The sequence below is a fragment of the Bacillus cereus group sp. BfR-BA-01382 genome, from assembly GCF_022663475.1.
Classification (GTDB): domain Bacteria; phylum Bacillota; class Bacilli; order Bacillales; family Bacillaceae_G; genus Bacillus_A; species Bacillus_A thuringiensis_S.
The window spans coordinates 1-24968 of sequence record NZ_JAKUFQ010000015.1; the positions used below are offsets into that span (position 1 = coordinate 1).

The window sequence follows — 24968 nt, forward strand, 5'->3', positions numbered from 1 at the left end:
AAGCAAAAAGAAACTATCGACAGTGCAAGCAATCCAATAAAAATCACTTTTTTTCGTCCATATTTATCAGAGATTGCCCCAAATAACAAACACCCTATAGCAAAGCCAACAGAAAATATACTTCCTGTAGCTGCCGAGTGTGTTAATGACGTATTAAAAATGTTTGAAAATAGAGAGATTAAAGGTATTGTTACATATAGGCTAGACATAACTACCATACCCGACCAACATAATACAGCTGTCATTATTGTATAATTCTTTTCACTATTTACTTCCTTTCCTATTTCCATCATAAACTCTCTCCCTTATTACCATTTATTTTTATTAGTTTAAAACCTCTAGATCACTAAAATAGCATTCCTTTAACTCTTATTTATTTTAATTACATAGCAAAAATTATCACCGTGCAAAAAGTTAGTTAAACATATAATAAGGCAAGCTAATTATATGTCCAAATAAATAAGTTGATCTTCATAATCAACTTATTTACCTACCTTCTCCTAATTTCACCTGCATAGTTGCTTGCATTTTATTTAATAGCTTTTCTAAAACTTGACGCTCTTCTTGATTAAAGCCATCAACTAACGAAGCGCAAGATAACCAAAAAGTTGGTAAAGAATGTGTAACTAGTTCTTTTCCTTTCGGAGTAATTTTCACCTTTAATCTTCTTCGATCTTTAGAATGGTGGAATCTTACGATTAACTCTCGTTTCTCCATCCAATCTAATAAGCCAGTGACAGAAGCACGTGTAATCCCTAATCGACTCGCAATATCCGAAGGACTCATGTTCACTTCTTCCCCATTCGCTTCCATTTCACGCAAAATAAACAATAGTAAAAAATCTAATTTACTCTCTGAAATACCAAGTGGAGCTAAATCTACGTCAACAGCATCAAGAACATTATCAGACGTCCATAACATTAACAAACCAAGTTTTGCTGCGATTGGATCCGTTTCCGCTGATGCTGTCTTTCTGATTAACTCTGCGTACGGCTCAATCCCTAAAGGAAGAGAATCTTTTCTTGAATCCATTCATCTTCACTCTCCTTTCTCGTTAATAATTAGCTTACCTAATTACTTTCTCATTATACTCATATTTTTCCTTTTATTGCAAGCACATTGTTGAACAAAAAAATCCTATTATTAAAACAGGATTTTTCACACTGACTAGCTATCAGTTTTAAATAATGCGTAACTTCTTTAAGGCATAAGAAATTCCGCCTTCACTCGCCTTCGTTGTAACGAAATCAGCCCTTCTCTTCAACTCCTCTCCACCATTTCCCATCGCAACTCCTAATCCTACATACTGCAACATCTCAATATCATTTCCACCATCACCAAAAGCAATGGCTTCTGATTTACTAATATTTAAATGTTCCAATACTTTTTGAATTGCAGTTAGCTTCGATACTTTACTATCTTCCAATACATTTATAACGTAACCATGAAAACGGTCAAACGTAAGTGCTGGATATCTTTCAATGAATTTTTGAGCTTCTGCTTCATCGGCATACAGACATATGCAATACATCTCATCTGACAAGTTTTTAACTTTGTCAGGATACCGCTCTAAATTTAAAGTTTCATTTAACGCTCGTATGACACGTTCATCTTTGGAGGCAATATCATTCATTGCAAATTCTTCTGTAAAGTAAGAAACACTGTGACCATGTAATTCAGCAAAATTTGAAATATCATGAACGATTTCGCTTGAAAGTACTGATTTATGTATAACTTCTTCCCCACATTTTATATGTGCACCATTTGCAGAAATATACGTATTTATGCCTAACCCCTTAAATTGTGAGCATAAACTATATGGTCTCCCTGTTGTAACAACTACGTGAATCCCCTTATCTATTAATCTTTGTACCGCTTCTTTTGTACTTTCGTGCATACTTCTATCAATCTCGCTTAAAAGCGTACCGTCAACATCAAAAAATGCAACTTTGTACATAAGTCTTTACATCCCGTCCAAATGATTCGTATCATTAATGAAATGCACCGTTTTTTGTTCACCCTCAATTTCAATTAAACTTATTCCCGTATCTCCCATTTTGAAATAGTAGTCCATTGAAATTGGCATATTGAAAAATGCACGTAATAGACTATTAATTACGCCTCCATGGGCAACAATCGCAATTCGATCATATATATTCTCTGTCACAATTTTAGAAAAAATCCCTTCTATTCTCATTCGAAACTCAATAAATGACTCTCCGTTTTCAAAACGGTCATGAAGAAACTTTGGTTCTGGATATTTCTTTGCTTCTTCAAATGATAAGCCAGCTTGTATTCCATTATTAAACTCCATTAATTCCTCTTCTAATTGAATTGGACAACCAATTACTTCTGCTAATGTTTCACCCGTTTCACGAGCACGTTTTAATGTGCTTGCCCAAATGAAATCTGGTGCAAAATCTTTTTTCACTTTCTGTACAAGTTTTTGTACTTGTTGTCTCCCTTTTTCAGTTAACTCAAAATCAGCTCGTCCTTCATGCACATGTAAAATATCAGCTTCTGATTCTCCGTGGCGTATTAGTAGTATTTGCATGTTTCTCTCTCCCTTTATTTAACATTCATAAAATTCCATTATATCACATTTTAAGATTTCAAAATAAAAAAGGAACGGTCTCCCGTCCCTCATCCATTCACTTTTTCCGCATCATTCCAATAATATTTACTAAACGCTTCTGTTAACACATCAATTGTGTTATATAATTCATCTAACGTATTATCAACACCACCAACTTCAATTAACATCGCATTTTTCGATAAATCTTGGTTATAAACGCCATTTCCATCTTTTTTATACTTTGGAAAAATCCCTCTACTTAATCCGTAGTAGTTTTCATCTAAATAACTATTGATTGCTCTTGCAATTTTTTCATTTTCAGCACGCCTTTCATTTTCCATCCCAATTATAAAATATAATCTTGCATACGATTTCCCGTTAATTACTTTTGTTGTTACTTTCTTACGCTGGTCATCACGATGTATATCAATCGGAAACGCAATTTTATTATTTTGTGCTAATGCTTCTTTTACATATTCATGAGACGCTTTATATGACTGATACCATACCCACTTTTTACTCGCTAATAAATCACCCATATTCGTTTTATCGTGAATTACTGGAATTCCTTGCCCCTCAAGTTGTTCCTTCATACGTTTTCCTAGTAAGGACACATTTACATCTGGGCTAGATGGATCAGTTGCCCCTGGTAATAATGGAAAGAAGGATTCCCAGCTATGTGTATGATAAATATATACTGCACTCTCACCTTTTTTCGCTCCGTTCTTTTTCTGAACCGGATTATTCTTTTCCGCTTCTGTAACTTTATCTTTTGCTACTTTCCGCTCTTTCGTTACTTCTTCAATCGGTACACTAGATTCATTTGGGATATTCGTCAAGTTTGTCCCTTCCCCAGCTACGATAATGTTAGAATAATACTTTGACATACCAGGTACTTCTTTACCGACAAATGTTCTTAAATCTTTAATCTTCAAATCTGTCGCAATAGAGAACATTAAATTCCCAACTGACTCTCGTTTATTCTGCTTAAAATAATCAAATCCATAATAGCGATTCTCACTTTCTATCATTTGAACAAAACCTTGCATCGATACTTTTCCAAACCATTGATTTGCATAATTCGATTTCATTGTATGTAAAAGTGACGTCAGAATCGACGCTATCATAATTACTATTAGCGCATATAAAAGGAGTAACGAAATTAGTTTCTTCCCATGTATTCGAGTTGCATACTTTTTCACTGCATCACCTTCTTTATACATGGATATGTACAAGCTTTTCGGAATATACGCACAAAAAAAGAGAAATGGTATCCCATTTCTCTTCCTCACTTTTATTGTTCTTTTCCTGTATCATTTGAAGGTAGTTTCTTCGCTTGTTTTTCTTTAAATATTTCTCCAATTGCCCCAAGAGTACCAAGTGTTTCAATTGCATTAGACGGAATAAAGACTTTATTTGCTGGTCCTTTTGCAACTTCTTCTAATGATTCAAATGATTTATAAGCAAGTATACGTTCATCTATATTCGCTTCACGAAGCAATTCAATACGGTTTTGTTCTGCTTTTGCGATTTCTTCAATTGCTCTTGCTTCCCCTTGCGCTTCTAATTCTTTCGCTTCTTTTAAACCTTCAGCTTCGCGAATACGCGCTTCTTTATCCCCTTCAGCCATCAAGATTTTACTTTGCTTTTCCCCTTCAGCGCGAAGAACTTTATCTTGTTTTGCTGCTTCAGCTTCTAAAATAATCGCACGTTTATTACGCTCAGCCTTCATTTGTTTTTCCATTGATGCTTGCACATCTTTTGGCGGGTTAATATCAACAACTTCGACACGTTCAATACGTACGCCCCATTTTTCTGTTGCTTCATCAAGCGCTAAGCGGATTTCTGTTGAAATTTTTTCACGACCAGATAACGTTTCATCTAGTTCCATTTTACCGATGATTTGACGCATCGTTGCTGAAGTAATATTACGAACACCATATTCATAGTTTGAAATACCATATGTCGCAAGTTCTGGTTCAACAATTTGATAGAAAATAATTGTATCAATTTCTACTTGAACATTATCTTTCGTAATTACCTTTTGCGGTGGTACATTCGTTTGTTGAATACGTAAGTCATGATATACACGGACACGATCTACAATTGGTATTAAAATATTTAACCCAGGGTGCATGATACGTTGAAACTTACCAAATCTTTCAACAACCCCAACTTTTTGCTGAGGAATAATTTTAATTGTTAATGCGATAAATGTAACTACAATTAGTGCGAATATAATCGTTAACGTTAATGCTACCATATTTATTCACTCTCCTTTTTCACTTGTAATATAGTACTATGCCTCTTTATAACAACGACTTTTTCTCCAGCATCAATTGAAGAATCTGCAATAGCTGTCCAAGTATCTCCATCCACCTTTACAATACCATTCGCTTCATTTGTAATCGCTTGCATAATAATCCCTTTTTTACCAACAAGCATATCTACTGTATCAGTAAAACCTTTTGCTTCTCGAAAGTTTTTTGAAATTCTTTTCGTAAAGAATGTCAAAGTTAAACTTACAATTGCACCAACAGTAACTTGTAACAGTAGTGCATCAGGAGCAAACAAAGCAATAAGACCTCCGACAACAGCCCCAATTCCAAGCCAAAGCATGTAAAATGTAATCGACAACATTTCTGCGATAAATAAAATACCAGCTATTATAAACCAAATTACCCAAGCAGCCATATGCAACCCTCACTTTCTTTCTCATTTTCTATATGTATATGAAGAAAAGAATGGTTTATCCGCCCTTTCTTACACTTGGGCGTTTGCTACAAGCTATTGTACATACTCACTGTTACAATGATTATTAATATAATACTATATCAATATATTCTTCATTATACATGAAAATTCCTTTCAAAAAGTGACAAAAAATGAAATTCTTTAAAAATTTTAATTTTTAAACTACAATTATTCTAATTACTAAATACTATTTTTTAGAGGTGGTATTCTTATTGAAAAACCAGTCACTAACTTACTACTTAGGTTCCAAAATATGCATTACTCTTGCTGACATCGTATATGTAATGATTATTACAACTCATATTTATATAGCAACTAAATCAGCTACTATTACTGCTCTTTTTCCACTATTACAAGTTATCACAAATCTAATTGCTAACATCTCTGCACCTCTTATAGTAAATCGTTTTCCACCTTATACGTTGTTATATACGCTACAATGGCTAAAAACAGTCTTTTTACTATTATTAATGATTTTATTTCCGGTCTTATCCACAAATATTATAGCTCTATTAACTTTTATTTTTTTCATTTCATTATGTAGTGGATGGAGTTCTCCATTACTATACAGCATTCTTCCGCGCCTTACACCAAAAGAAAAATTAGTAAAAGTAAATAGTATCTTTTCCTTTTCAACACAAATTGCGCAAGCCGCCGCTTATTCATTTACGAGTGTTATCGTTCTTCTCATTGGCGCTACATCTACACTCATGATTAATAACATGTTGATGATTTTTGGATGCATTGCATTACACTTTTCATTACATACCATACATACTGAACGAATAGCAGACCCTCCCTCTTCAAAAAGTACTGCTTTATCGGAAGGTTGGAAACTCTTATTTCAAAATCCTTCTCTCCGTACCGTTACATATATGGACTTAATTGAAACTTTCGCAGGGACAATATGGATTGGTGCTATTACAATGGCATATGTTACGTCTATTCTTCATAAAAGCGAAGAATGGTGGGGATATATTAATACAAGTTATTATGTTGGTACGTTAATCGGTGGTCTATTAGCATGGAAAATGAGTTCCTATATTCAAAACAATTTAATACGATCCATGTCGATTGGCTCTCTTATGTTTAGCATTCTTACATTTTTATATGGTATGACGAGCAGCGGATTTATTGCGCTTTTTCTATGTGTTCTAATGGGACCATGTTATCAAATTAGAGATATTTCTCAAACGACAGTTTTACAATCAAGTGTCGCCCCTTCTTTATTATCAAAAATGTATACAGCACATGGCGCCCTTCTTTCAACAACTTCTGGTCTTTCTATGCTTAGCGTTGGCATTATTACTGATATGTTCGGTGTCCGTACAATTTATATAATCGCTTCTATTCTTATTTTATGTTCCGCTTGTTTATCTTTCAGTTTATTAAAATATTATAAACCAGAGTAGAATAATCTATCACTGTAGTCAACACAGCAAAAAGGACAGGAATTCCCTGTCCTTTTTGTTTATTCTGTTCATGACAAGTTCGGGATTTTTCTATGTTTTGTCGCCTGTTCAAAAGCGTAAGCTAGCTTAATTAATATCCCTTCACTAAAGGCAGTACTTGCAATCGTAATTCCAAAAGGTCTCCCGCTTTCCATATACCCTGCTGGTATTGCTATAGACGGATAACCCGCTTTCGCACATATAGTAGAACCTATATAGGAAGGAAACAGTATCGCATCAAGATTATATTTTTCCAATGCAAAATCAATGCCTTGTTCTTGAGAAAAATATATATCTTCTAATCTCGCATTTAAATATTCTGGATTTCGTAACGTATTAGGAAAATCTTTTCTTCTCTCTAACTTAGTTTGTCCATATTTTAAAGCTCTTTCTGCTATGTTTGCATTAAACTCCATTAACTCCGAAATAGAATGTACCGGAATAGTAGAAGGTAATTTAGAAAGATAGTTATCTAAACTATGCTTCAGTTCATAAAGCGGAACTCCCCAACTCCATTCTCTATGAAAAGAATGAATATCAATATTCTCTACTACTGCCGCTCCTTCATTACGTAATACTTGGATCGTTTCTTTAAACAATTTTTCATCATACTCACCATTTTCGTAATAATCTTTTGGTGCGTCGTTAAACACACCAATTTTCGCTCCATTTAAACCATTAGCATCAAGGTAAGATGTATAATCCGGATATGCCCTACCTTCACTTTTACGAGTTGCTACATCTTTCTCATCCACTCCAGTTAAGCTCCCTAGTAAAATAGCGGCATCTGTTACTGTTCTAGCAAATGGTCCAGCTGTATCTTGCGAATAAGTGAATGGAATAATTCCTCTACGACTAATTAGACCGACAGTCGGTTTAATGCCAACTACAGAGTTTTGAACAGCGGGGCTCAAAATAGAAGCATCGGTTTCTGTCCCAATAGATACTACTGTAAAGTTAGCGGCAACTGCTATCGCAGAGCCTGTACTTGAGCCCCCAACAAACATACCATCCTTACCCGTTCCGTATGGATTAATTGTTTGACCACCTCTTGCACTATATCCAGCCCACATTTTAAAAGACATTGCATTTGCTAATTCTGTCATATTCGTTTTTCCTATTATCACGGCCCCTGCTTCTCGCAGTTTAGTAACGAGAAATGCATCTTCACTACTTATATTTTGTTCTAGAGCAATCGTACCTGCACTTGTATGCATGGAGTCATTCGTTTCAATATTATCCTTAACCAAGTAGCGGACCCCTTACACCCTTTGTCTTTCTTTCATGATCTAACGCTTCTGCAATAAAAATAGCATCTGGATTGATTTCTAAAATTGAATTGATTTTCGGTCCGTCTTGATCATACTTTGCGATTCTATAGAGATAATACATCACTAGCTCTTTTGAAGTTAACTTTCCAGATTCCATTTCATTTTGAATATCTTGAATTGTTAGTTCCGTTTTTAAGATTGGATTAAACTGAATTTCCATTTATATTCTCCCTTATATGAACTTTTTTAGCGTATACCCCTTACTTTTTCATTTTTTCACCTCAACACATCCTAAATTAATATCCCTTTAAAGAAATTCAATTTCCTTATTTAAACACCTTTAATTTCCCGAAAAATAAAAAAAGTCTGAAACGGATTAACCTTCGCTTCAGACTCTTACATTACTGTGCGTATACTTCATCTAACAAATGTAAAAACTCACCTTGTTTCCCAGCTAATTCAGGGCATTTTGCAATATTAATCCATTCGTAGCAAAATACTAATCCTTTATCTTCCTCACCAGCACTTACAATATGTTCCCAAGTATCCTTTACATCTGTTAGTAAAGTTACATGGAAAAAGTGGCGTTTTTCATATTCCTGTTTTTCTTTCATATGTATAATGTAATCTGCTAAAAAACGCTCTATGCATAAATGACGCAATCCGGATTCTTCCTGTACTTCACGCAATATAGCCGCTTCTAACGTTTCACCTTCATCAACCGTTCCCCCTGGCACTTGAATACCAGCTTCATGTATATCACGATGTTTAAAAACAAGTAATTGCATAACCCCCTCTTTTTCTCTTGTAATATATGCATGTACTTTTTTCTTATATAACATCGTCATTGTACGCCTCTCCCCTCAATTGTTCACTCTGTTACTTCTTCAAGCGTCAGTTGATTATCATACAAATATGTAGCTTGTGGATTTCCCACATACCTTACGTGCCATGGTTCATACCGATAGCCCGTAATCGTCTCTTTCGCTTTTGTGTATCGAATCACAAAACCAAATTTATGGGCATTTTCAGAAAGCCACTGACCTTCTTTCGTTTCCCCAAAAACCGTCTCTAACTGAAATTTAGCAGATTGAGACGTAATATCCATAGCTAGTCCAGTTTGATGCTCACTTGTACCAGGAACCGCGCTAGACATTGCTGTTTTTGCTTCTCCATCTTGTTTTTTATACATCGTATTTAATGCTTTTTGTCGATCAAAAGATCTAAATCCAGAAACTGCAAACAGGAAAATACGCTCGTTGTCAGCCTGCTGAAACATATCCTCAAGCGCCCTCGCTGCCTCTTTTCTCATCTTTTTCTTTTCTTGATCACCTTCACTAGAGTAGCGCACTTTCGGAATAACTAAATCTGGCGGTCTATACCCATCTGGTAAACGCCTACTTTTATTCACAAGTACAAGCATTGAATTCGGATTATTAATTACCGCAATATCCCCATCCATATTAGCAATCGTTTCTTTTGCTTTCGGAAATATGCTATTTACACTTACTTCCCGCGCCTGCTTATCCTTATACATTTTATAATTGATTCCTGCTACTCCAACAATAATTATTGCAGCTATGATACCAAGTAGTGCCCATCTTTTTTTCATATAACGACCTCTTATTTTAATAATTTGGCCATTTCATACTCATCGATGCCCTTTCCATCGATAATAAGAGCAGCTTTTTTGACACCTTCTTTCTCAAATCCAGCTTTTTTATATAGTGCCTGAGCTCTTGTATTGTGGGCCATTACTGTTAATTCTAAACGCCATACATCATGTAATTTTGCCCACTTCTCAACCTCTTTAAACAATCTCGTCCCAATACCTCGCCCGTTATACTCTTGCAAAATACCAATTACAATGGTTGCTACATGCCTCTTTCTTTGAATGTTATTTCCATTCACTAATATAAAACCTACTATCCTCTCATCTTCAACTGCTACAAATATTGTTGCATATTCATTTTCTATAAAGCGATGGATCATTTTTTCTTGTTGCTCAGCTGTAGTTTTTCTTTCTCCTGGTTCATATAACATAAACTTCGTTTCTTCATCTAATTGCTTACTTAATTGCAAAAATGATGCTGCATCTTCTATTTCGATTTCCCTAATCACTTCAATCACCCTACCAGTTTCATAATAAAAAGTTTTCCTTATAAAAAGATTTTCTCTACTTTCCCGAAAATCCCTTTGTAAATCTCCTACTATAAATTGACAAATTTCGATATTACTATAACAACGACAAATTATGTCTATTCTGTGACGTCTCATCATTACAAAGAAAAAACGCAAGCATTACACTTACGTTTTTTCAAAAATACTGTGAACTCATCTTCATCAGGTGAGGTCTCTCACCAATTTAAATTTCACTTTATCCATTCACTTTTTCTGCCTGCCAAAAATATTCACCAAATGCTTTAGCAAGTGCATCAATTGATCGATTCAATTCTTCCTCTGTATTATCTACACCGCCAACTTCTATTAATATCGCTTGTCCTGATAGGTCTTGATTATAGATTCCATTTCCTGTCTGGAACCCTTTTTGAATGACCCCACGACTCACTCCTGGATATTTCTTATTAATCGCCTCATGTAAAGCTGTCGCTAATTGTAAGTTTTTTTCATAGTTTTTATTTCCTTTCCCTACTACAAATGCAAGCTTTGCATATGATTTATCTCCAATTGTTTTTGTCGTTACATTCTTTCGGGCACTATCACGATGCAAATCAAAAAAGTATTGAAGATCTTTATTTCCAGCCATAGCTTGCTGCACAATTTCTCGTGACATCTTATACGAACTATTACTGTTTAAACCTTTACTTATTAACTTTTGACCAACATCACTCTTATCGTTAGTGGCGCCAATTCCTTCACCTTCTAGTTGTTCACGGAAACGGTCTCCTAATATAGAAATATTCGATACAGAACTCGTTGCTTTATTCGGATTCGGGTCATTCGTTAAGTTAAGTAAAGGTAAATAGGATTCCCAGCTATGTGTATGATAAATAAACGCAACTTGTCTTTTCCCGGTCGTTTGGGACGGCTGTTTTTTCTCTTTACTCGTATCTTGTTTAGGTGCTTGTCCAGTTCCACTAGTCCGTTCCTTCACTACTTCTTCAAGAGGGACACTCGACTCTATCGGTAAGTTAGAATAATTTGTACCCTCACCCGCAATAACAATTTCTGTATCGTACTTACCAAACCCAGGGAGCTCTTTCCCGACAAAACTGCGTACATCATTAAAGCGAATATTTGTAGCCATAGAAAAGAGAAAAGAAGAAATTGAAAAATCTTGATTCAAATTTCGATACTCCTGTGTAAAATAATGATTCTCTTTTCCAAGTACATACATGTAACCATTCATCGATAACTCATTTAACCAATTATATAAATACGTTGACTTCGTCTCTTTCATAGAGGTTACCATCATACTAATAAGAAAAAAAGTCGCTAGCACTGTAGTAATAACAAATAAAACTAACTTACGCATGCTTGTAAACTTCATAAAAAAAAAGCCCCGATTCATACTATCACCTCTCTATTTCAAGTTATGTACAAGCCCTAGAGAATAGACCGTTAAAATTTCGGCTATATTGTTAATGAGGTGAAATGAATTGAAGCTATTAATAGGAATATTACCAATCGCTCTATCATTCATTTTTTATTTGTCCGCTAAGCATCCAAAAGTCTCTATTGTGCTACATATTTCTGCGTACTTGGCACTGTATGTACTCGGTACAATTATTTCCATTAATATATACGATGTTTTAATACAAGATTTAGTTTTCATGACAAGCATTCATGGAATTTTACTGAATCCATTTTTCCTTATTGCAGGAGCGTATATAGGAACTTACACTTTGTACCTACTTTTGTCTCACATTATTATGAAAATAAAAAATGGAGCGTAATGAAATGCAACCACCATTTATCTGTCATACATGCAAAAAAAGAATTGTAAGAAAGAAAGATCTTATTACAGCCACATGGTGCTTCCGCTTTTATTTATTTCACAGTGATTGTTTTAAACGACAGCAAGTGTTCATCTCACGGTTTCTCCCTGTGAATACACTTTTCAATTTCTTTCTTATTGTATATGGACTTATTTTTGGCAGTATTCTTATGATTACAGAACCATCTATTATTTGGCTGACTTTCTTTTTCCCCATTTTTTATCGGTTTCTTTCTTATTATTATGTTGAACGTTTTTTCTCTACATAACGAGTTGACTGTCCTTTAGGAATGCTTAAACATAGCCACTCATTTTCTTTTAACATTTTACCGATGTAAATAATCTGTCCAATATGCAATGCATAATGAGAAATTTGCCTTTCAATTGCTTGCAGGACCGTATGAGCTTCACCACGAATGTATACCGTCTTCAATAGATGTTCCGGCAATATCGTATTCATCGTATTAAAAACGTATTCCCATCCTTCTTGCCACGCTGCAAGGGCTTCCTTCTTTGAAGAATAGCCTCCTTCAAATTCACCATCTCGGTCACGATCAACTTTTTCACCATCAGATGTTAAAAAATCCGTCCATCTAGAACGCATATTACCATGCAGATGCTTTATAATAATCGCTATACTATTTGTTTCTTCATGAGAAGACCATTGTATTTGTTCGTATGATAATTGAGAAAGTGCCCGTTCCCCTTGCTTCTTTGTTGCTTTAAAGTTCGAAATCGCACATTGTAAATATTCTCGTCCGATACCCATATTAGCCCCTGCCTTCACCCTAGCTAATTTTTGTTCCATTTGGCAATTCCATATTAGGCTGAAGCAACACAACATCATCAGCTTCAGGAACGCCGCCAAGCACAAGCACTTCCGATTTAAATCCAGCTACACGCTTTGGCGGGAAATTTACAACAGCAACAATTTGTTGACCGACTAAACCTTCTGGGCTATACCTTTTCGTAATTTGAGCACTTGACTGCTTTATCCCAATTTCTCCAAAATCAATTTCTAGTTTAATCGCTGGAACTCTCGCTTCTTTAAATTCCTCTGCATGTATTACAGTTCCAATTCGCAAATCCAAATTTAAAAAATCTTCAAAATTAGCCATTTTATCATTCCTCCCAATTATTACTTAGACAAAATATAAAAATCCCCTTCAAAAAAAGAAAGGTGCCTAAGCACCTTTCTTTTGTAATTTACTTGATTCATTTGATTTATAGAGGAAGAAACCGAGAATCCCGCCAATACATGATGGAATTAACCATCCGATTCCTTCGTTATATAACGGTAACATTTGTAGTACATTAGAAATCACGTCAATTTTAATGTTCGCACTTTCTAAACCGTTAAAGAAACTAATTAACAATGCACCTAAAATAGCTCCAATATAAATTGTATTACGCTTCCCAATCCACTTATGGAAATACGAAAGTACGATTAATACAATTGCAACTGGATAAATGATCATTAACACAGGTAATGTTACGGCGATTAATTGTGTTAAACCTAGGTTAGATACAATTAAACTAAATACACATACCATTGTTACAATCGTTTTATGTGAAAGTTTTGGGAATAAGTTTGTAAAGAAACCCGCACACGCAGATGTTAACCCAACAGAAGTTGTTAAACAAGCGAGTATAATAACAAGCCCCAATAAAATTTTACCACTCGTCCCATATAGCTCATTTACAACATTCGTTAAAATAAGACCACCGTTTTCTGAGACACCAAGTGATGTACTTGTTGAACCAAGATAAGCAAGTGATAAATAAATTAACGTTAAACCAAGTACAGCAATAATACCTGATACGACTGTTATTTTTGCAATTTGACTACTCTCTTTTATCCCTTTAGAGCGAATAACTTGTACAACGACAATTCCAAATACGAGAGCACTAATTGCATCCATCGTTAAATATCCTTGAATAAATCCACCAAAGAAAGCATTTTCTTTGTAAGCAGCTAACGGCGCAGCCGGCTCTCCAATTGGATCAATAATTGCCTTTCCGACAATAACAGCGACAATTAATACCAATAGTGGCGTAAGAAACTTTCCGAACCAATCCACTAATTTAGATGGATTTAATGATAAATACCACGTTATTCCGAAGAAAACTATCGTGAAAAGAAATAGCATATACCACTCTGAAACCATTGCCTCTGATAAAAACGGCTTCATACCCATTTCAAACGAAACAGCTCCAGTACGCGGGATTGCGAAAAATGGTCCAATTGCTAAATAACTAATCAATGGGAAAATAAACGCAAATATAGGGTGGACTCTAGAAGACAGCGCTTTCAAGTCCCCCTCTACAAACGCGACAGCTGTTACAGCTAGTAGGGGTAATCCGACTCCCGTTACAAGGAATCCTATTGTAGCAATCCAAACATTCTCTCCTGCTTGTTGACCTAAAACTGGCGGAAAAATTAAATTTCCTGCTCCTAAAAATAATGCAAATAGCATTAAACCAATTGCTACCGTATCACCTGGCCTTAAACGTCCCTTCATGCTCTTCATTTGCATAGCACTTTTCCATTGTTTATCTCTATATTTTACAATATGCTATGCATCCTCCTCTCTGCTCAAGATGATAAAATATGCCCCTTACAAAGCAGTGTCTTTCTCCATAATTTCTCCATTCCCCTTATTTTTACTCTAATCATTAATACAATTGTTATTTTCGAATTTTGATTTTTTTGAATTTTTAAATCATTAGAGTGTTATTACGTGGAGTATAGTTGTCAGACCTCTTTGTTTTTATCACACATATAGTAACATATTTAGTTGCAAAATAAAAACATATTTTCAAATTGATTTTTTTGAAAATCGAAATTATCTACAATTTTTATTCTCTTACACAAATATTGTTACAATCTCTCCTATTATCCTATCGTTATTTTCAAATAACTTTACACACGTAACATAACAAAAGCCATCCAAGATAATTAGATGGCTTTTGTATGTTACTCTATCGTTTCAACTTCACGTGGATTTTTCATCTCTTCCACATACACAACTCTAAATCCGTGATCTTCTAAATCTTTCAATAATGTCTCTAATTCACCGTCGTTAAACTCTTCTCCTAATGTAAACATAATTCTACGAACTAATAAGGCATCATTATCAAAAGTCATCAAACTTTGAATACCATTGTATTTCTTTAAAACTGTCGATAACTTTTGAATTGCTCCATTATAGTCTTGCGTTCCAATCATGACAGAGTATTTACTAGAGTGAACGCCCCATGCATCCTCTAATAACTCAAAAACTTTTTTATGCGTTAAAATTCCAAGGAAAATCCCTTTTTCGTCAACTACTGATAAATATGGCAATTTTTTTATTGTAAAAAATACTTTAAAGAAAGATGAATCTTCTCTCACAAATCCTTCTTTATCGTTTAATAATTGTATTACACTCTCATCAAGCGATCCTTTATATTCTAAAATATCTACTTTATATATATTCCCTAAAAATTTCTCTTTTTTTTCATCTAAAACTGGTACACAACGATACCCCGTTTTATTTAAATGCTCTAACGCTTCCCCTATCGTAATCGAACTTGAGCACAGTAAAACTTCCCTTTTCGGCACGTAATTCCCTTTAATCCTCATAAAAAGCCTCCTTATGTTAAAATACTTTCTGTGCCATAACTATATTATATTTTCAGAAAAAAATAAATAATTTATTTTATTTTTCTGAAAATTTTCCATTTTCTTGTCATAATTTATTCATGAATCCTTCACTTGCACTTTCTTCAGCATCTAAAACCCTTCCTCTGAATTCTGAATCACTTCAATGTATCATTTGTACGGACCTAGTTGCTTTTTAGAAAAGTAATGATTTGTCTCCTTACTTTTCATTAATATATTTCCTTTTATAATTAAAAAATAGGTAGCTATTAGAAAGTAGATCACCCCAAATAACCAATCCAAATTTGTAGCCAGATTGTGTAAAAGAATATATCTCATATATACATAACCAATTGGAACATGTAGTAATACAACCGCACCTAATCCCGGATTATATATTGTTTTAGCTTTTATATTCGCAAAAATACCATGCCATATGAATTGAAAAAATCCCATTAAAATAGGTGCCAACCCAAGCCATATTATATTTTGAAAGAAAACCGGGAGTAAATAAAAAACATACGTAATCAAAATATTTATTACCATAGCAGATTGCGTATTTAATGGATAGCGATCTGGTATATCACTTTTAAATATAACTACATTAAATAGACCAGCAAAATAACCTGGCCAACGATACTCTTCAAATTGATGCACTAAAATGGCCACAAAACTTAACCATAACAGTACTTTCATTTCACTCATTTCTCCCAAATTCGCGACTAAACAAACTACGACAACAATAGCGACCACTAATCCTATATCACACCAATGCTTTCTAAAGAAACTAGCCATCTCTATCACCCACTATCTCAATTTTTATAAAAATAGCGTTCAAATAGGAAATCAATCTGTTTTTCTACAGATGGTACTTTTATATCTGCCCCTGATTCGAGAATTGGCATCATTAATGTGGGAAGAAAAATAGATCCAAATATTTGTACTGTCATCATCATTAAAATTTCCTGATCCGTTTCATTCGTTATTTCGCTCAAAATATTCTTCACTTTACTAAAACCTAGCCTCTTCAAAAAATCCCCATATTCGTATTGAGATGTAAATGCCGTAGTTCCCATTGCAATAATCTTCCTAACTAACTTCGGATATTGCCGAATTACTAGTACATAATCCAATAAAAATATTTTTAATCTTTCTTTTGCTGGCACTGTAATATTATCTAAAATAGAAAAAGTGCCTTGAAAGCTAATTAATAAGACTCTAATCGTCTCACTAATCAACTTTTCTTTTGAACCAAAATGGTAATTTACAAGCGCGATATTTACATCTGACAATGCTGCAATTTTTCTTATCGTTACCCTTTCAAAACCTTCTGTTTTAATTAATTCCAATGTTGTATTTAAAATCTTTTCTTTCGTTGATACGTTTTCATTTCCCTCCAATTTATATCCCCCCTCTAGAATTTATTAGTTAAACAAAGATTTAAACACCGTTTAATTACATGGTATCACTTTCAAATTAAAAAAATCTATTTAATCCTTTCGACACTTCCCTACATTTCTCTTCATTCCATACAAAAAGTGTGAAAATGCAAAACTGTTCACGCTTTTTGTATTCGTACTGTTACATACCCGTTTCTGCTTTATATTTCATACATAAAATAGATTTCTAAAAAGAATTTAAAACTATCCATCTACCGATACTTAAAGAAAAATATATTGTAACTTGCTCCAAAAACGGCTAAAATAAGAATAAGAATTTTCTGAATATTCCAAGAGTAGGTGGTTATATGTCCTTATTACGCTCACATATATACAAATTAATAATTGGTGTTATTGTTATTTTTGCCATAAGTCCAATTCCAGCTCTTTTTATTACACACAATTACTCTTATCAAAATGGATTTATTAGCATTTTTCAAAACTTCGCACAGCTTTCTTCTATATCAATTCCAAAGGTTGATTGGATGCATGAATCTATCTTTTTCTCAGCAAATCAAATGATACATACTTCTAATCATTCAACACCATTATTCCCTTACATATGGGAAATATATTTTATATCGATTGTTCGTTTTACTTTTACCCTTGCGATCGGATTTTTCATAAGTTTGGGTATCGGCCATTTATTTTTCAAAGTACCTAACTCGTTTAAAAAGTTTACTACTGTATTGAATTGGATACCTTACTCTTTTTGCACTGTAGTATTACAATGTTCAGTCTTATTACTACTTCTATACGTCGCACAATTTATAAACCTTCCTTACTACTCATCTTTTATCATCGTATGTAGTACTTCCATGATTATCGTTATGCAAGCAATAAAAAAATGGATTCCTTTCTTGAAAAACACAAATGAATATGAAATAAAACATGATTCTTTTCTTGTGGATACATTGTTTTTGGCGCTTACTTCGAATCATAAATCAATTTTAGGTTCCATTATTCTTTCATTCGTTTTTATGGAATGCGTTTTTCATACAAGTGGACTGTTACAATTTATCGTTCAATTTGGCGGAAATTCACCCATAATTGTTACAATAGGCTTATTACTACTCTATATCCCATATAGCATACTTTCTTTTCTTCAAACACTATGGACCACAAACTACTCCAAGCAACAGTCATATACTTTAACAAGAAGTGTTCCAAAACCTTAATTTGAAATTACCCTCTATAATCTAAAAGTAAGGGGTTATTCCTTTTGTATAGCGGACAAAATAACAGCAAATTCAAAAACTATTACAGAAACATACCAATATTTACCCTTTTCCTTTGACTATTCTTTTCATTTGGATTTATTATAAAAGTATAACATAATTGCAGGAGGTGACATCTTTATTCCAAACCTTGGAATAGAGAACACACTTGGACATATTAAATATTTTTCTCATATTTGTACTTATTCTTATTTCTGGCTTTTTCGTCGCATCAGAATTCGCTGTTGTAAAAGTACGTAAAAGTCGAATTGACCAACTTGCAAATGAAGGTAATAAACAAGCTTTAGCTGCAAGAAGTGTCCTATCTAATTTAGATGTTTATTTATCAGCTTGTCAACTCGGCATTACGATCACTTCTTTAGGGCTTGGTTGGCTTGGTGAACCGACTGTGGAGCATATGCTACGACCGCTCTTTGAAAAAATTAATATTACTGGAACAATGGCTAACACTTTATCTTTTGTTATTGCTTTTAGTGTTATTACATTTTTCCACGTTGTATTAGGTGAGTTAGTTCCAAAGTCTTTCGCAATTCAAAAAGCAGAAGCAATCACACTCAAATTTGCAAGACCACTTATTTTATTTGATAAAATTATGTATCCATTCATTTGGCTACTAAATAGTGCAGCTATATTTTTCACAAAACTACTCGGATTAGAACCTGCGAAAGAAAATGAACTTGCTCATTCTGAAGAGGAATTGCGACTCATTTTAGGTGAAAGTTTTAAAAGCGGTGAAATAAACCAAACCGAATATAAATATGTAAATAACATTTTTGAATTTGATGATCGAGTTGCGAAAGAAATTATGGTTCCTCGTACCGAAATGATTTGCTTATCTACTGAAAATACGTTAGAAGAAAATATGGATATCGTCGCTACTGAGAAATATACACGCTATCCAATCATTGAAAAAGATAAAGATGATATCATTGGGATGATCAATACGAAAGAAGTATTCCATGATCAAACGAAAGGTATTTATAAACCACTTGAATCTTATATACATCCTGTTCTAACTGTATTTGAAACAGTTCCAATTCGTAAAACGTTAGTCCACCTTCAAAAAAATCGCGTTCAGATGGCAATCGTTATGGATGAATATGGTGGCACTGCCGGACTTTTAACGATGGAAGATATTCTTGAAGAAATCATTGGAGAAATTCAAGATGAATTCGATGCGGATGAACCACCTATGATTGAAAAACGTACACCTAAGCTTACTGTTGTAGATGGAAAGGTACTTATTTCTGAAGTAAATGATATGTTTGGCCTACATATTGATGATAGTGATTTAGATACAATCGGAGGGTGGATTCTCTCTCAAGCAGTTGACTTAAATATTGAAGCTGGCTATTCCATTGAATATGCTGGTTTTCAATTTAAAGTATTAGAACTTGATGGACATCAAGTCAAAAAAGTTGCTGTACATAAACTAGATATTAAAAAGGAGCTATAAAGTGACTGTTTTATTAACAATTTGTATCATTGCCTGTTTCATTGTTTCATTTCTCGCCTTTATTTATCCCATTATCCCTGGCATACTAGCTGTCTGGGCTGGATATTTGATTTACCATTTCGGTATAAATGGAGGAGAATTAACAACTTCTTTTTGGATTATTCAAGTCATTTTCACTCTTTTCATTTTCGTTGCTGATTTTATTGCAAATGGATATTTCTTAAAAAAATACGGTAGTTCTAAATGGGGCGAACGTGTCGGAATGATTTCTATCATTGTTGGATCGTTTTTCTTCCCACCATTCGGACTTATTATCATACCGTTCTTATCAGTATTTATAACAGAACTAGTGCATAAAAAAGCGCCAAAAGATGCCTTTCTAGTTGGAGTCGCTACTGTAGTTGGTTTTTTAAGCAGTACAGTAGCGAAAGCAATTCTCCAAATCATTATGATTATCATCTTCGTATGTTATATCATCTTTTAACCATCCCGACTTCGGGATGGTTTTTTAATATGCAATACCTACTCGGCTATTTTCATATATGTTTTTCTTACATAGATCCCATGCAAAGTGTGCCGTATCACCCACTGTAATTTTTGATCCACCTTCTGGCAATATATCTTTTTCAGTTCGATATACCTCTGTCGCCTCACCATCTATTAAATGTGTCGGACAAACAACTGTCCAACATAAATTATTACTATTACTTAGTACCTTATATGCAGCCAAATGATCTTCTGCTGCTGTTGTCGTTTTCCTTTTGGATTCCGTTGATTGGAAACGATATAAATTTGGATTTGTTCTTGCTTGTAAAATACCGGCTGTTCCTACTGTAATAATTTTATGAACCCCTGCTTCTTCCATTTGCTTTATAATTTGTGGCATACTCTTCGCTAATGTTCTATTTTGATCCGTTCCAAGTGCACTAATTACTATATCACTTCCTTCTATCGCTTTCTTTATATCCTCTTCGTTCAATACATTACCTTCTATAACTCGTAACCTTTCATGTTGTATTTCTATTCTATTTAAATCACGCGCTAATGCAGTCACTTCAGCTGAATCCTTTAATGCTAAATTAATTATATTTGAACCTACTCGTCCTGTTGCTCCCAATATACATACTTTCATTTGTTTTCCCCCTCTTTCATTCTCTTTCTATTTTTCAATAATCTCAATCAATTTACAACAAAAAAGCTTCCTCATATAAAAGAGGAAGCTCTATTATTACATTATTTCTTTTCTTTAGAATCCGTAGACTTCTCAGTTCCGCTTGTTTCTTTATCCTTTTTGTCCTCTTGTTGTGTTGTTGTTTCGTCTTCTTTCTTCTTGTCCTCACCTTTACTACAACCTACCATTAATAAAGAACTTGCAAGTGCCATAGCAGTTAATGATTTAACCCATTTATTCATTTGCGTTTCCCCCTTGTGATAGAATATGTACAACCTCATATTACTCTCTATTTTTAAAGAAGAGATTGAAAAACAGTAAATATACGGTAAATTTTTGTAAATTTTCTGATAACAAAACCTAATTTAAATTTATATATTTCATTTCCAATTGATACACAATAAAACTAGTTTTCCCCTCTCAATGGACGTAAAAAAACTAAGGCGCATACCATTCCGCCTTAGTTTCTCATGCAAACTTTTCATTTTCATATAGATGTGTAATCTTATATTCCTTCTTCATAACATATTGCCACACACTATAAGCGTAACGGTTCATTTTCAAGAAACAATTTTCCAAAAATGAGCGAAACTCCGGATTAGCAACTTCCACTGCAACTTGAGCAAACTTTAAAGCTAATCGTTTCAAGTGCGCAATATAACAGGTTGCAATATGAATATCCCCTGTATATTTACTAACTGTCTCCTTTTCCATTTCATGCAAATCAAACTCCGTTGTTTCACAGGTTATATGCTGCACATTCTCTCCTTCTTGAAAATTTACTTGTTCATTATATGCTTGTAACATATATGGTAAATGGTGCTGTAATAGATTTTTTAATTCTTCGTCTCTGACCTTTCCAGCATACTCTCCAACCTTGTATATTAGCATATAACTATATCTCATTAATTCTTTCATACAGTCCATTAAAGCGCCTCCCTTCTCTTTTGTCCATATGCTATAAATATGATGCTAAAACATTCGCTATTCTTGCTAAAAACCAATCCCATCCACTAATTTTCTCAAAATCTTCTTCAGAAAATCGTTTTGATTTATGAAAGTCTACCTGTAATCGACTCCATACTTCATCAACAACTGTTTTATCATATATGATACAGTTAGACTCGCAATTTAAATAAAAACTTCTATTATCAAAATTCGCTGTCCCAATATCAACAATTTCTCCATCAATGATTGTTACTTTCCCATGAAAGAATCCATTTCGATATTGATAAATCTCCGCTCCAGCATGTAACATATCTTTCAAATATGGATAGGCAGCTTGTTTTAACAATATGGCATCACTTTTAAATGGCACGAGAATTTTTACATTAACACCACGATTTAATGCAGCTTTTAACTCTTTCACCATTTCTTTACTTGGTACAAAATATGGTGTAGCGATAATTAAAGACTTTTTAGCCTTTTTTAAAAGTGTCCCATACTTTTCCCATAAGCCTTTTCCATTTGAAAATAAATATTGATATTTCACATTCCCTAATGTAGGTATACTTTCATGTATAGGCATTTTTTCTCCTGTATCTTCTTTCCAATCTTCGGCGAACTTTCTTTCCATATCCGCTGCACCATCACCATGGATGCGCACGTGATAATCACGCCATGGCCCAAACTTCGGATCTTGTCCAAGGTACTCCTTTCCGATATTAAAGCCACCGACGTATGATATCTTTCCATCTATGGTAACAATGCGTCTATGATTCCGTTGATGCAAAGAATAGAACACATTTTTCAGTTTCAGTTTTTTACTAAATGTAAACTTCACACCGTTTTCCTTTAATCGGCTAATTACCTTTTTCTTCAACTTATATCCGCCTATCCGATCGACTGACAATTTCACTTCTACTCCGCTAGATGCTTTTTTCTCTAATAACTGTAAAAACTCTTGGCTTATTTCATCTTTTCCTACAATATAAAAATGGATATATATATACTTTTCTGCATCGTTTATATCGTCAAATAATTTTCTATATAACTCTTCACCGTTCGTATATAGTTGAAATTCACCTAATCGAACTTGTCCTAATTCATATTCACTAGCCATTTCCTTCCCCATTTCCACATCGATGTTCATCCAAATGAATACACCTATTAAACAAAGAATTATAGCGAAAAAGTGCTTCATGGATAAATTCCTTTCTCCACTTACTGTTATTTCTATATCTTCCCTTTTTTATTACATTATCATTCAAGAAAATATGTCATTGCATGATATATGTCCATATCAAACAATAGCTCATTTGCATATTGTATGTTGTATCTTAAAATAAAAGGAGGAAATAACAATGGGCTTCGCACATGGTAATGGATTTGCGCTACTAGTCGTATTATTTATCCTCTTAATCATCGTCGGTGCTGCTTGCTTCTGCTAAGTAGCTACTGTCATATGATATGTGGATGAAAAAACTATAAAAGCGGACACCTATTTTTAGGTGTCCGCTTTTCATTTTAAAACCATTTCCGCCTACTATAGTAAATTAAATGGCTAAATATTCATCTCAAAAGGTTAACAATGTGGCTACTTTCTTACTCTCTGCCTTACGTATATGACGCTGTTCTGCACGTAACACAGCAATACGATGTAATTCTTTCTCTTCTTCTGTTTCAGGGATAACACGCGGTACAGGAACTGGATTATTTTCCTTACTAAGTGCCACAAAAGTAACGAATGACGTTGCCGCTATACGCTTCTCACCTGAGATTAAATCTTCAGCCACTACCTTCACAAACACTTCCATTGAAGTTCTTCCCGTCCAAATTACGAAAGATTCATAACTAACACAATCTGAAGAACGAACAGGATGTAAGAAATCGACCCAGTCCATAGATGCTGTGACACATTCCTTTCTCGAATGTCTGGATGCTGAAATAGAAGCAACCATATCCATCTCCGCTAATATCTTCCCACCAAATAGCGTGTTATGATCATTTAAATCTGTTGGGAATACTCGGCTCGTTTTGAACACCCTTGACTCATTGGCTGTTTTCCCCTTTACTTCTGTCATTGTTATCACCCCTTTAATGATTTATCCCTAATATTTCAATAATCACTATACGAAATGAACTACACGTTTAATATTAACAACATTCAGAACTTTTAGTCCACAAAAAAGAACCGATCTTATCAATCGGCCCCTCTAAATACATATTGTTCTTTCGGCTGTTCAACTTTATTCCATTTCGTTACTTCTAATACAGGAATATTCGCATGAAACGGCTGATAAAATTCAGTAGAAATTTCTCCCTCTATTTGAATCCAATCATCATTTTTCCATTCTACACCTTCTGGTTTTTTCACTAACATACCATACACACCAGAATCTGCTACACAATGTATAATACCGAAACGGAATAAGAAGTATTGTTCTTTTTTAGAAGAATCATCTCTAAAAACAAACCCTTTAAAAGATAATTTTTTCCCAGTAAACTCGCCAGGATAATTGTAAATTGTTTCCATACCCTTTAGGAAGTCTTCATCTTTCAAATTAATATTGTCTTTCGTAACAAACTCTTTCTTCCCTTTTTCCATTACACCGCGGTATCCTTCTTTCCCGTAATAAATGCTCGTATCAGGTCTTAGAAATTGTCTTGTCATAAATGGATCCTTACTTTCTGCTTGTGCAACAGGAAAATGAAATCCTTTCGCCTTAACAATATCTGAATCTAACGTTGCAATCGGGAAAAATAAGCCTGAGATAATCGGAAAACAAAACAATGAGTACGAAAATGCTTTTTTCCACCATGTATTCTCATCTTTTGAATGATCATGCCCGCAATGGCTATGGTCACAACTGCAATCATTTTTCTCTTTTTCCTTTTGGTGCTCTTTTTGGAAAACGACGATAATTTGTACAATCGTTAAGAAACCTAAAATAATTGCTGCTGTTGTTGATAAATAAGCATACTTCATATTGATATACTTCGTAATGTTACCCGAAATATGAAGCTGCGCAATTAATATTGTAAAACCTAATAATATATACGCTCGAAACAT

30 protein-coding genes and 1 pseudogene are annotated in these 24968 nt (G+C 34.1%); 7 read left to right on the forward strand and 24 right to left on the reverse strand.

The window, feature by feature from the left end:
* From MR160_RS09020 to MR160_RS09050, 7 genes are all read right to left on the reverse strand, one after another.
* The coding region (locus tag MR160_RS09020) for an MFS transporter (RefSeq protein WP_242297235.1) at positions 1-290 on the reverse strand (290 nt) is incomplete at its 3' end.
* A gap of 196 nt (positions 291-486) precedes the next feature.
* Positions 487-1032 carry a MarR family winged helix-turn-helix transcriptional regulator gene (locus MR160_RS09025; RefSeq protein ID WP_242297237.1) on the reverse strand — a complete coding sequence of 182 codons (546 nt, stop codon included), beginning with the start codon at positions 1030-1032 and terminating at the stop codon, positions 487-489.
* Positions 1033-1180: 148 nt separating this feature from the next.
* The gene (locus MR160_RS09030) at positions 1181-1957 is read right to left on the reverse strand and encodes a Cof-type HAD-IIB family hydrolase (protein WP_000278724.1); all 777 of its coding nucleotides are present in this window, start codon (positions 1955-1957) and stop codon (positions 1181-1183) included.
* Between the two features lie 6 nt (positions 1958-1963).
* A complete protein-coding gene (locus tag MR160_RS09035) occupies positions 1964-2554 on the reverse strand; it encodes a histidine phosphatase family protein (protein WP_242297239.1) in 591 nt (196 codons plus the stop codon).
* A gap of 89 nt (positions 2555-2643) precedes the next feature.
* Positions 2644-3849 (reverse strand): stage II sporulation protein P, encoded by a 1206-nt coding sequence (gene spoIIP / locus MR160_RS09040; protein ID WP_374058747.1) that lies wholly within the window; start codon positions 3847-3849, stop codon positions 2644-2646.
* Between the two features lie 20 nt (positions 3850-3869).
* Positions 3870-4838, reverse strand: coding sequence for an SPFH domain-containing protein (locus MR160_RS09045; protein WP_000226256.1), 969 nt, complete (start codon positions 4836-4838; stop codon positions 3870-3872).
* A gap of 2 nt (positions 4839-4840) precedes the next feature.
* Positions 4841-5269, reverse strand: a complete 429-nt coding sequence (locus MR160_RS09050; RefSeq protein WP_000741972.1) for an NfeD family protein — start codon at positions 5267-5269, stop codon at positions 4841-4843.
* A 272-nt stretch (positions 5270-5541) separates the two neighbouring features.
* On the opposite strand from MR160_RS09050, the gene MR160_RS09055 reads away from it, so the two are divergent.
* The gene (locus MR160_RS09055) at positions 5542-6741 is read left to right on the forward strand and encodes an MFS transporter (protein ID WP_142307907.1); all 1200 of its coding nucleotides are present in this window, start codon (positions 5542-5544) and stop codon (positions 6739-6741) included.
* Between the two features lie 68 nt (positions 6742-6809).
* Here MR160_RS09055 and MR160_RS09060 read toward each other — a convergent pair.
* From MR160_RS09060 to spoIIP (MR160_RS09080), 5 genes and pseudogenes are all read right to left on the reverse strand, one after another.
* A pseudogene (locus MR160_RS09060) lies at positions 6810-8271 on the reverse strand (amidase family protein).
* Positions 8272-8452: 181 nt separating this feature from the next.
* On the reverse strand, positions 8453-8899 hold the full coding sequence (locus MR160_RS09065; protein WP_000178282.1) for an NUDIX hydrolase: 447 nt from the start codon (positions 8897-8899) through the stop codon (positions 8453-8455).
* A 23-nt stretch (positions 8900-8922) separates the two neighbouring features.
* Positions 8923-9663: a M15 family metallopeptidase gene (locus tag MR160_RS09070; RefSeq protein WP_000747643.1), complete on the reverse strand. Its 741-nt coding sequence runs from the start codon at positions 9661-9663 to the stop codon at positions 8923-8925.
* A gap of 11 nt (positions 9664-9674) precedes the next feature.
* Complete coding sequence (locus MR160_RS09075; RefSeq protein ID WP_000617571.1) at positions 9675-10172, reverse strand: GNAT family N-acetyltransferase; 498 nt, start codon at positions 10170-10172, stop codon at positions 9675-9677.
* A 256-nt stretch (positions 10173-10428) separates the two neighbouring features.
* Positions 10429-11583: a stage II sporulation protein P gene (spoIIP, locus tag MR160_RS09080; RefSeq protein WP_001079284.1), complete on the reverse strand. Its 1155-nt coding sequence runs from the start codon at positions 11581-11583 to the stop codon at positions 10429-10431.
* A gap of 88 nt (positions 11584-11671) precedes the next feature.
* On the opposite strand from spoIIP (MR160_RS09080), the gene MR160_RS09085 reads away from it, so the two are divergent.
* On the forward strand, positions 11672-11968 hold the full coding sequence (locus MR160_RS09085; protein ID WP_000770731.1) for a hypothetical protein: 297 nt from the start codon (positions 11672-11674) through the stop codon (positions 11966-11968).
* A 4-nt stretch (positions 11969-11972) separates the two neighbouring features.
* Complete coding sequence (locus MR160_RS09090) at positions 11973-12278, forward strand: hypothetical protein (protein ID WP_043333388.1); 306 nt, start codon at positions 11973-11975, stop codon at positions 12276-12278.
* Here the strand turns inward: MR160_RS09090 and MR160_RS09095 are convergent.
* The 6 genes from MR160_RS09095 to MR160_RS09120 form a co-directional block, all read right to left on the reverse strand.
* Positions 12251-12817 carry a DUF1572 domain-containing protein gene (locus MR160_RS09095; protein ID WP_000435822.1) on the reverse strand — a complete coding sequence of 189 codons (567 nt, stop codon included), beginning with the start codon at positions 12815-12817 and terminating at the stop codon, positions 12251-12253. The genes MR160_RS09090 and MR160_RS09095 overlap by 28 nt on opposite strands.
* Positions 12798-13127 (reverse strand): chaperone CsaA, encoded by a 330-nt coding sequence (gene csaA / locus MR160_RS09100; RefSeq protein ID WP_001263021.1) that lies wholly within the window; start codon positions 13125-13127, stop codon positions 12798-12800. Before csaA ends, MR160_RS09095 begins: the two co-directional genes overlap by 20 nt.
* Before the next feature lie 66 nt (positions 13128-13193).
* Positions 13194-14531: a branched-chain amino acid transport system II carrier protein BrnQ4 gene (brnQ4, locus tag MR160_RS09105; RefSeq protein WP_395939124.1), complete on the reverse strand. Its 1338-nt coding sequence runs from the start codon at positions 14529-14531 to the stop codon at positions 13194-13196.
* A gap of 455 nt (positions 14532-14986) precedes the next feature.
* Positions 14987-15634, reverse strand: coding sequence for a cyclic di-AMP binding protein CbpA (gene cbpA / locus MR160_RS09110; protein ID WP_242297241.1), 648 nt, complete (start codon positions 15632-15634; stop codon positions 14987-14989).
* Positions 15635-15823: 189 nt separating this feature from the next.
* Entirely contained in the window at positions 15824-16447 is a 624-nt protein-coding gene (locus MR160_RS09115) for an HXXEE domain-containing protein (protein WP_000135769.1), read from the reverse strand.
* 17 nt (positions 16448-16464) lie between these two features.
* Positions 16465-17052 carry a TetR/AcrR family transcriptional regulator gene (locus MR160_RS09120; protein ID WP_098832529.1) on the reverse strand — a complete coding sequence of 196 codons (588 nt, stop codon included), beginning with the start codon at positions 17050-17052 and terminating at the stop codon, positions 16465-16467.
* Positions 17053-17399: 347 nt separating this feature from the next.
* On the opposite strand from MR160_RS09120, the gene MR160_RS09125 reads away from it, so the two are divergent.
* The 3 genes from MR160_RS09125 to MR160_RS09135 all read left to right on the forward strand — a co-directional run bounded on the left by MR160_RS09125 (position 17400) and on the right by MR160_RS09135 (position 20269).
* Entirely contained in the window at positions 17400-18269 is an 870-nt protein-coding gene (locus tag MR160_RS09125) for a hypothetical protein (protein WP_000055306.1), read from the forward strand.
* 208 nt (positions 18270-18477) lie between these two features.
* Positions 18478-19785 carry a hemolysin family protein gene (locus tag MR160_RS09130; RefSeq protein WP_000353743.1) on the forward strand — a complete coding sequence of 436 codons (1308 nt, stop codon included), beginning with the start codon at positions 18478-18480 and terminating at the stop codon, positions 19783-19785.
* A 1-nt stretch (position 19786) separates the two neighbouring features.
* Positions 19787-20269: a DUF456 domain-containing protein gene (locus tag MR160_RS09135; RefSeq protein ID WP_000217335.1), complete on the forward strand. Its 483-nt coding sequence runs from the start codon at positions 19787-19789 to the stop codon at positions 20267-20269.
* A gap of 24 nt (positions 20270-20293) precedes the next feature.
* Here the strand turns inward: MR160_RS09135 and MR160_RS09140 are convergent, their stop codons facing one another.
* The 4 genes from MR160_RS09140 to cls all read right to left on the reverse strand — a co-directional run bounded on the left by MR160_RS09140 (position 20294) and on the right by cls (position 23099).
* Positions 20294-20917, reverse strand: coding sequence for an NAD(P)-dependent oxidoreductase (locus tag MR160_RS09140; RefSeq protein ID WP_000861641.1), 624 nt, complete (start codon positions 20915-20917; stop codon positions 20294-20296).
* A 101-nt stretch (positions 20918-21018) separates the two neighbouring features.
* Entirely contained in the window at positions 21019-21198 is a 180-nt protein-coding gene (locus MR160_RS09145) for a hypothetical protein (protein WP_001045962.1), read from the reverse strand.
* 226 nt (positions 21199-21424) lie between these two features.
* Positions 21425-21883, reverse strand: a complete 459-nt coding sequence (locus tag MR160_RS09150) for a spore coat protein (RefSeq protein WP_000340541.1) — start codon at positions 21881-21883, stop codon at positions 21425-21427.
* A gap of 31 nt (positions 21884-21914) precedes the next feature.
* Entirely contained in the window at positions 21915-23099 is a 1185-nt protein-coding gene (cls, locus tag MR160_RS09155) for a cardiolipin synthase (RefSeq protein ID WP_000680093.1), read from the reverse strand.
* A gap of 160 nt (positions 23100-23259) precedes the next feature.
* Here cls and MR160_RS09160 point away from each other — a divergent pair, with 160 nt between their 5' ends.
* Entirely contained in the window at positions 23260-23346 is an 87-nt protein-coding gene (locus MR160_RS09160) for a YjcZ family sporulation protein (RefSeq protein ID WP_000505094.1), read from the forward strand.
* A 126-nt stretch (positions 23347-23472) separates the two neighbouring features.
* Here the strand turns inward: MR160_RS09160 and MR160_RS09165 are convergent, their stop codons facing one another.
* Positions 23473-23979: an acyl-CoA thioesterase gene (locus tag MR160_RS09165; protein ID WP_000141164.1), complete on the reverse strand. Its 507-nt coding sequence runs from the start codon at positions 23977-23979 to the stop codon at positions 23473-23475.
* Between the two features lie 119 nt (positions 23980-24098).
* Positions 24099-24968, reverse strand: coding sequence for a TIGR03943 family putative permease subunit (locus MR160_RS09170; RefSeq protein ID WP_000488058.1), 870 nt, complete (start codon positions 24966-24968; stop codon positions 24099-24101).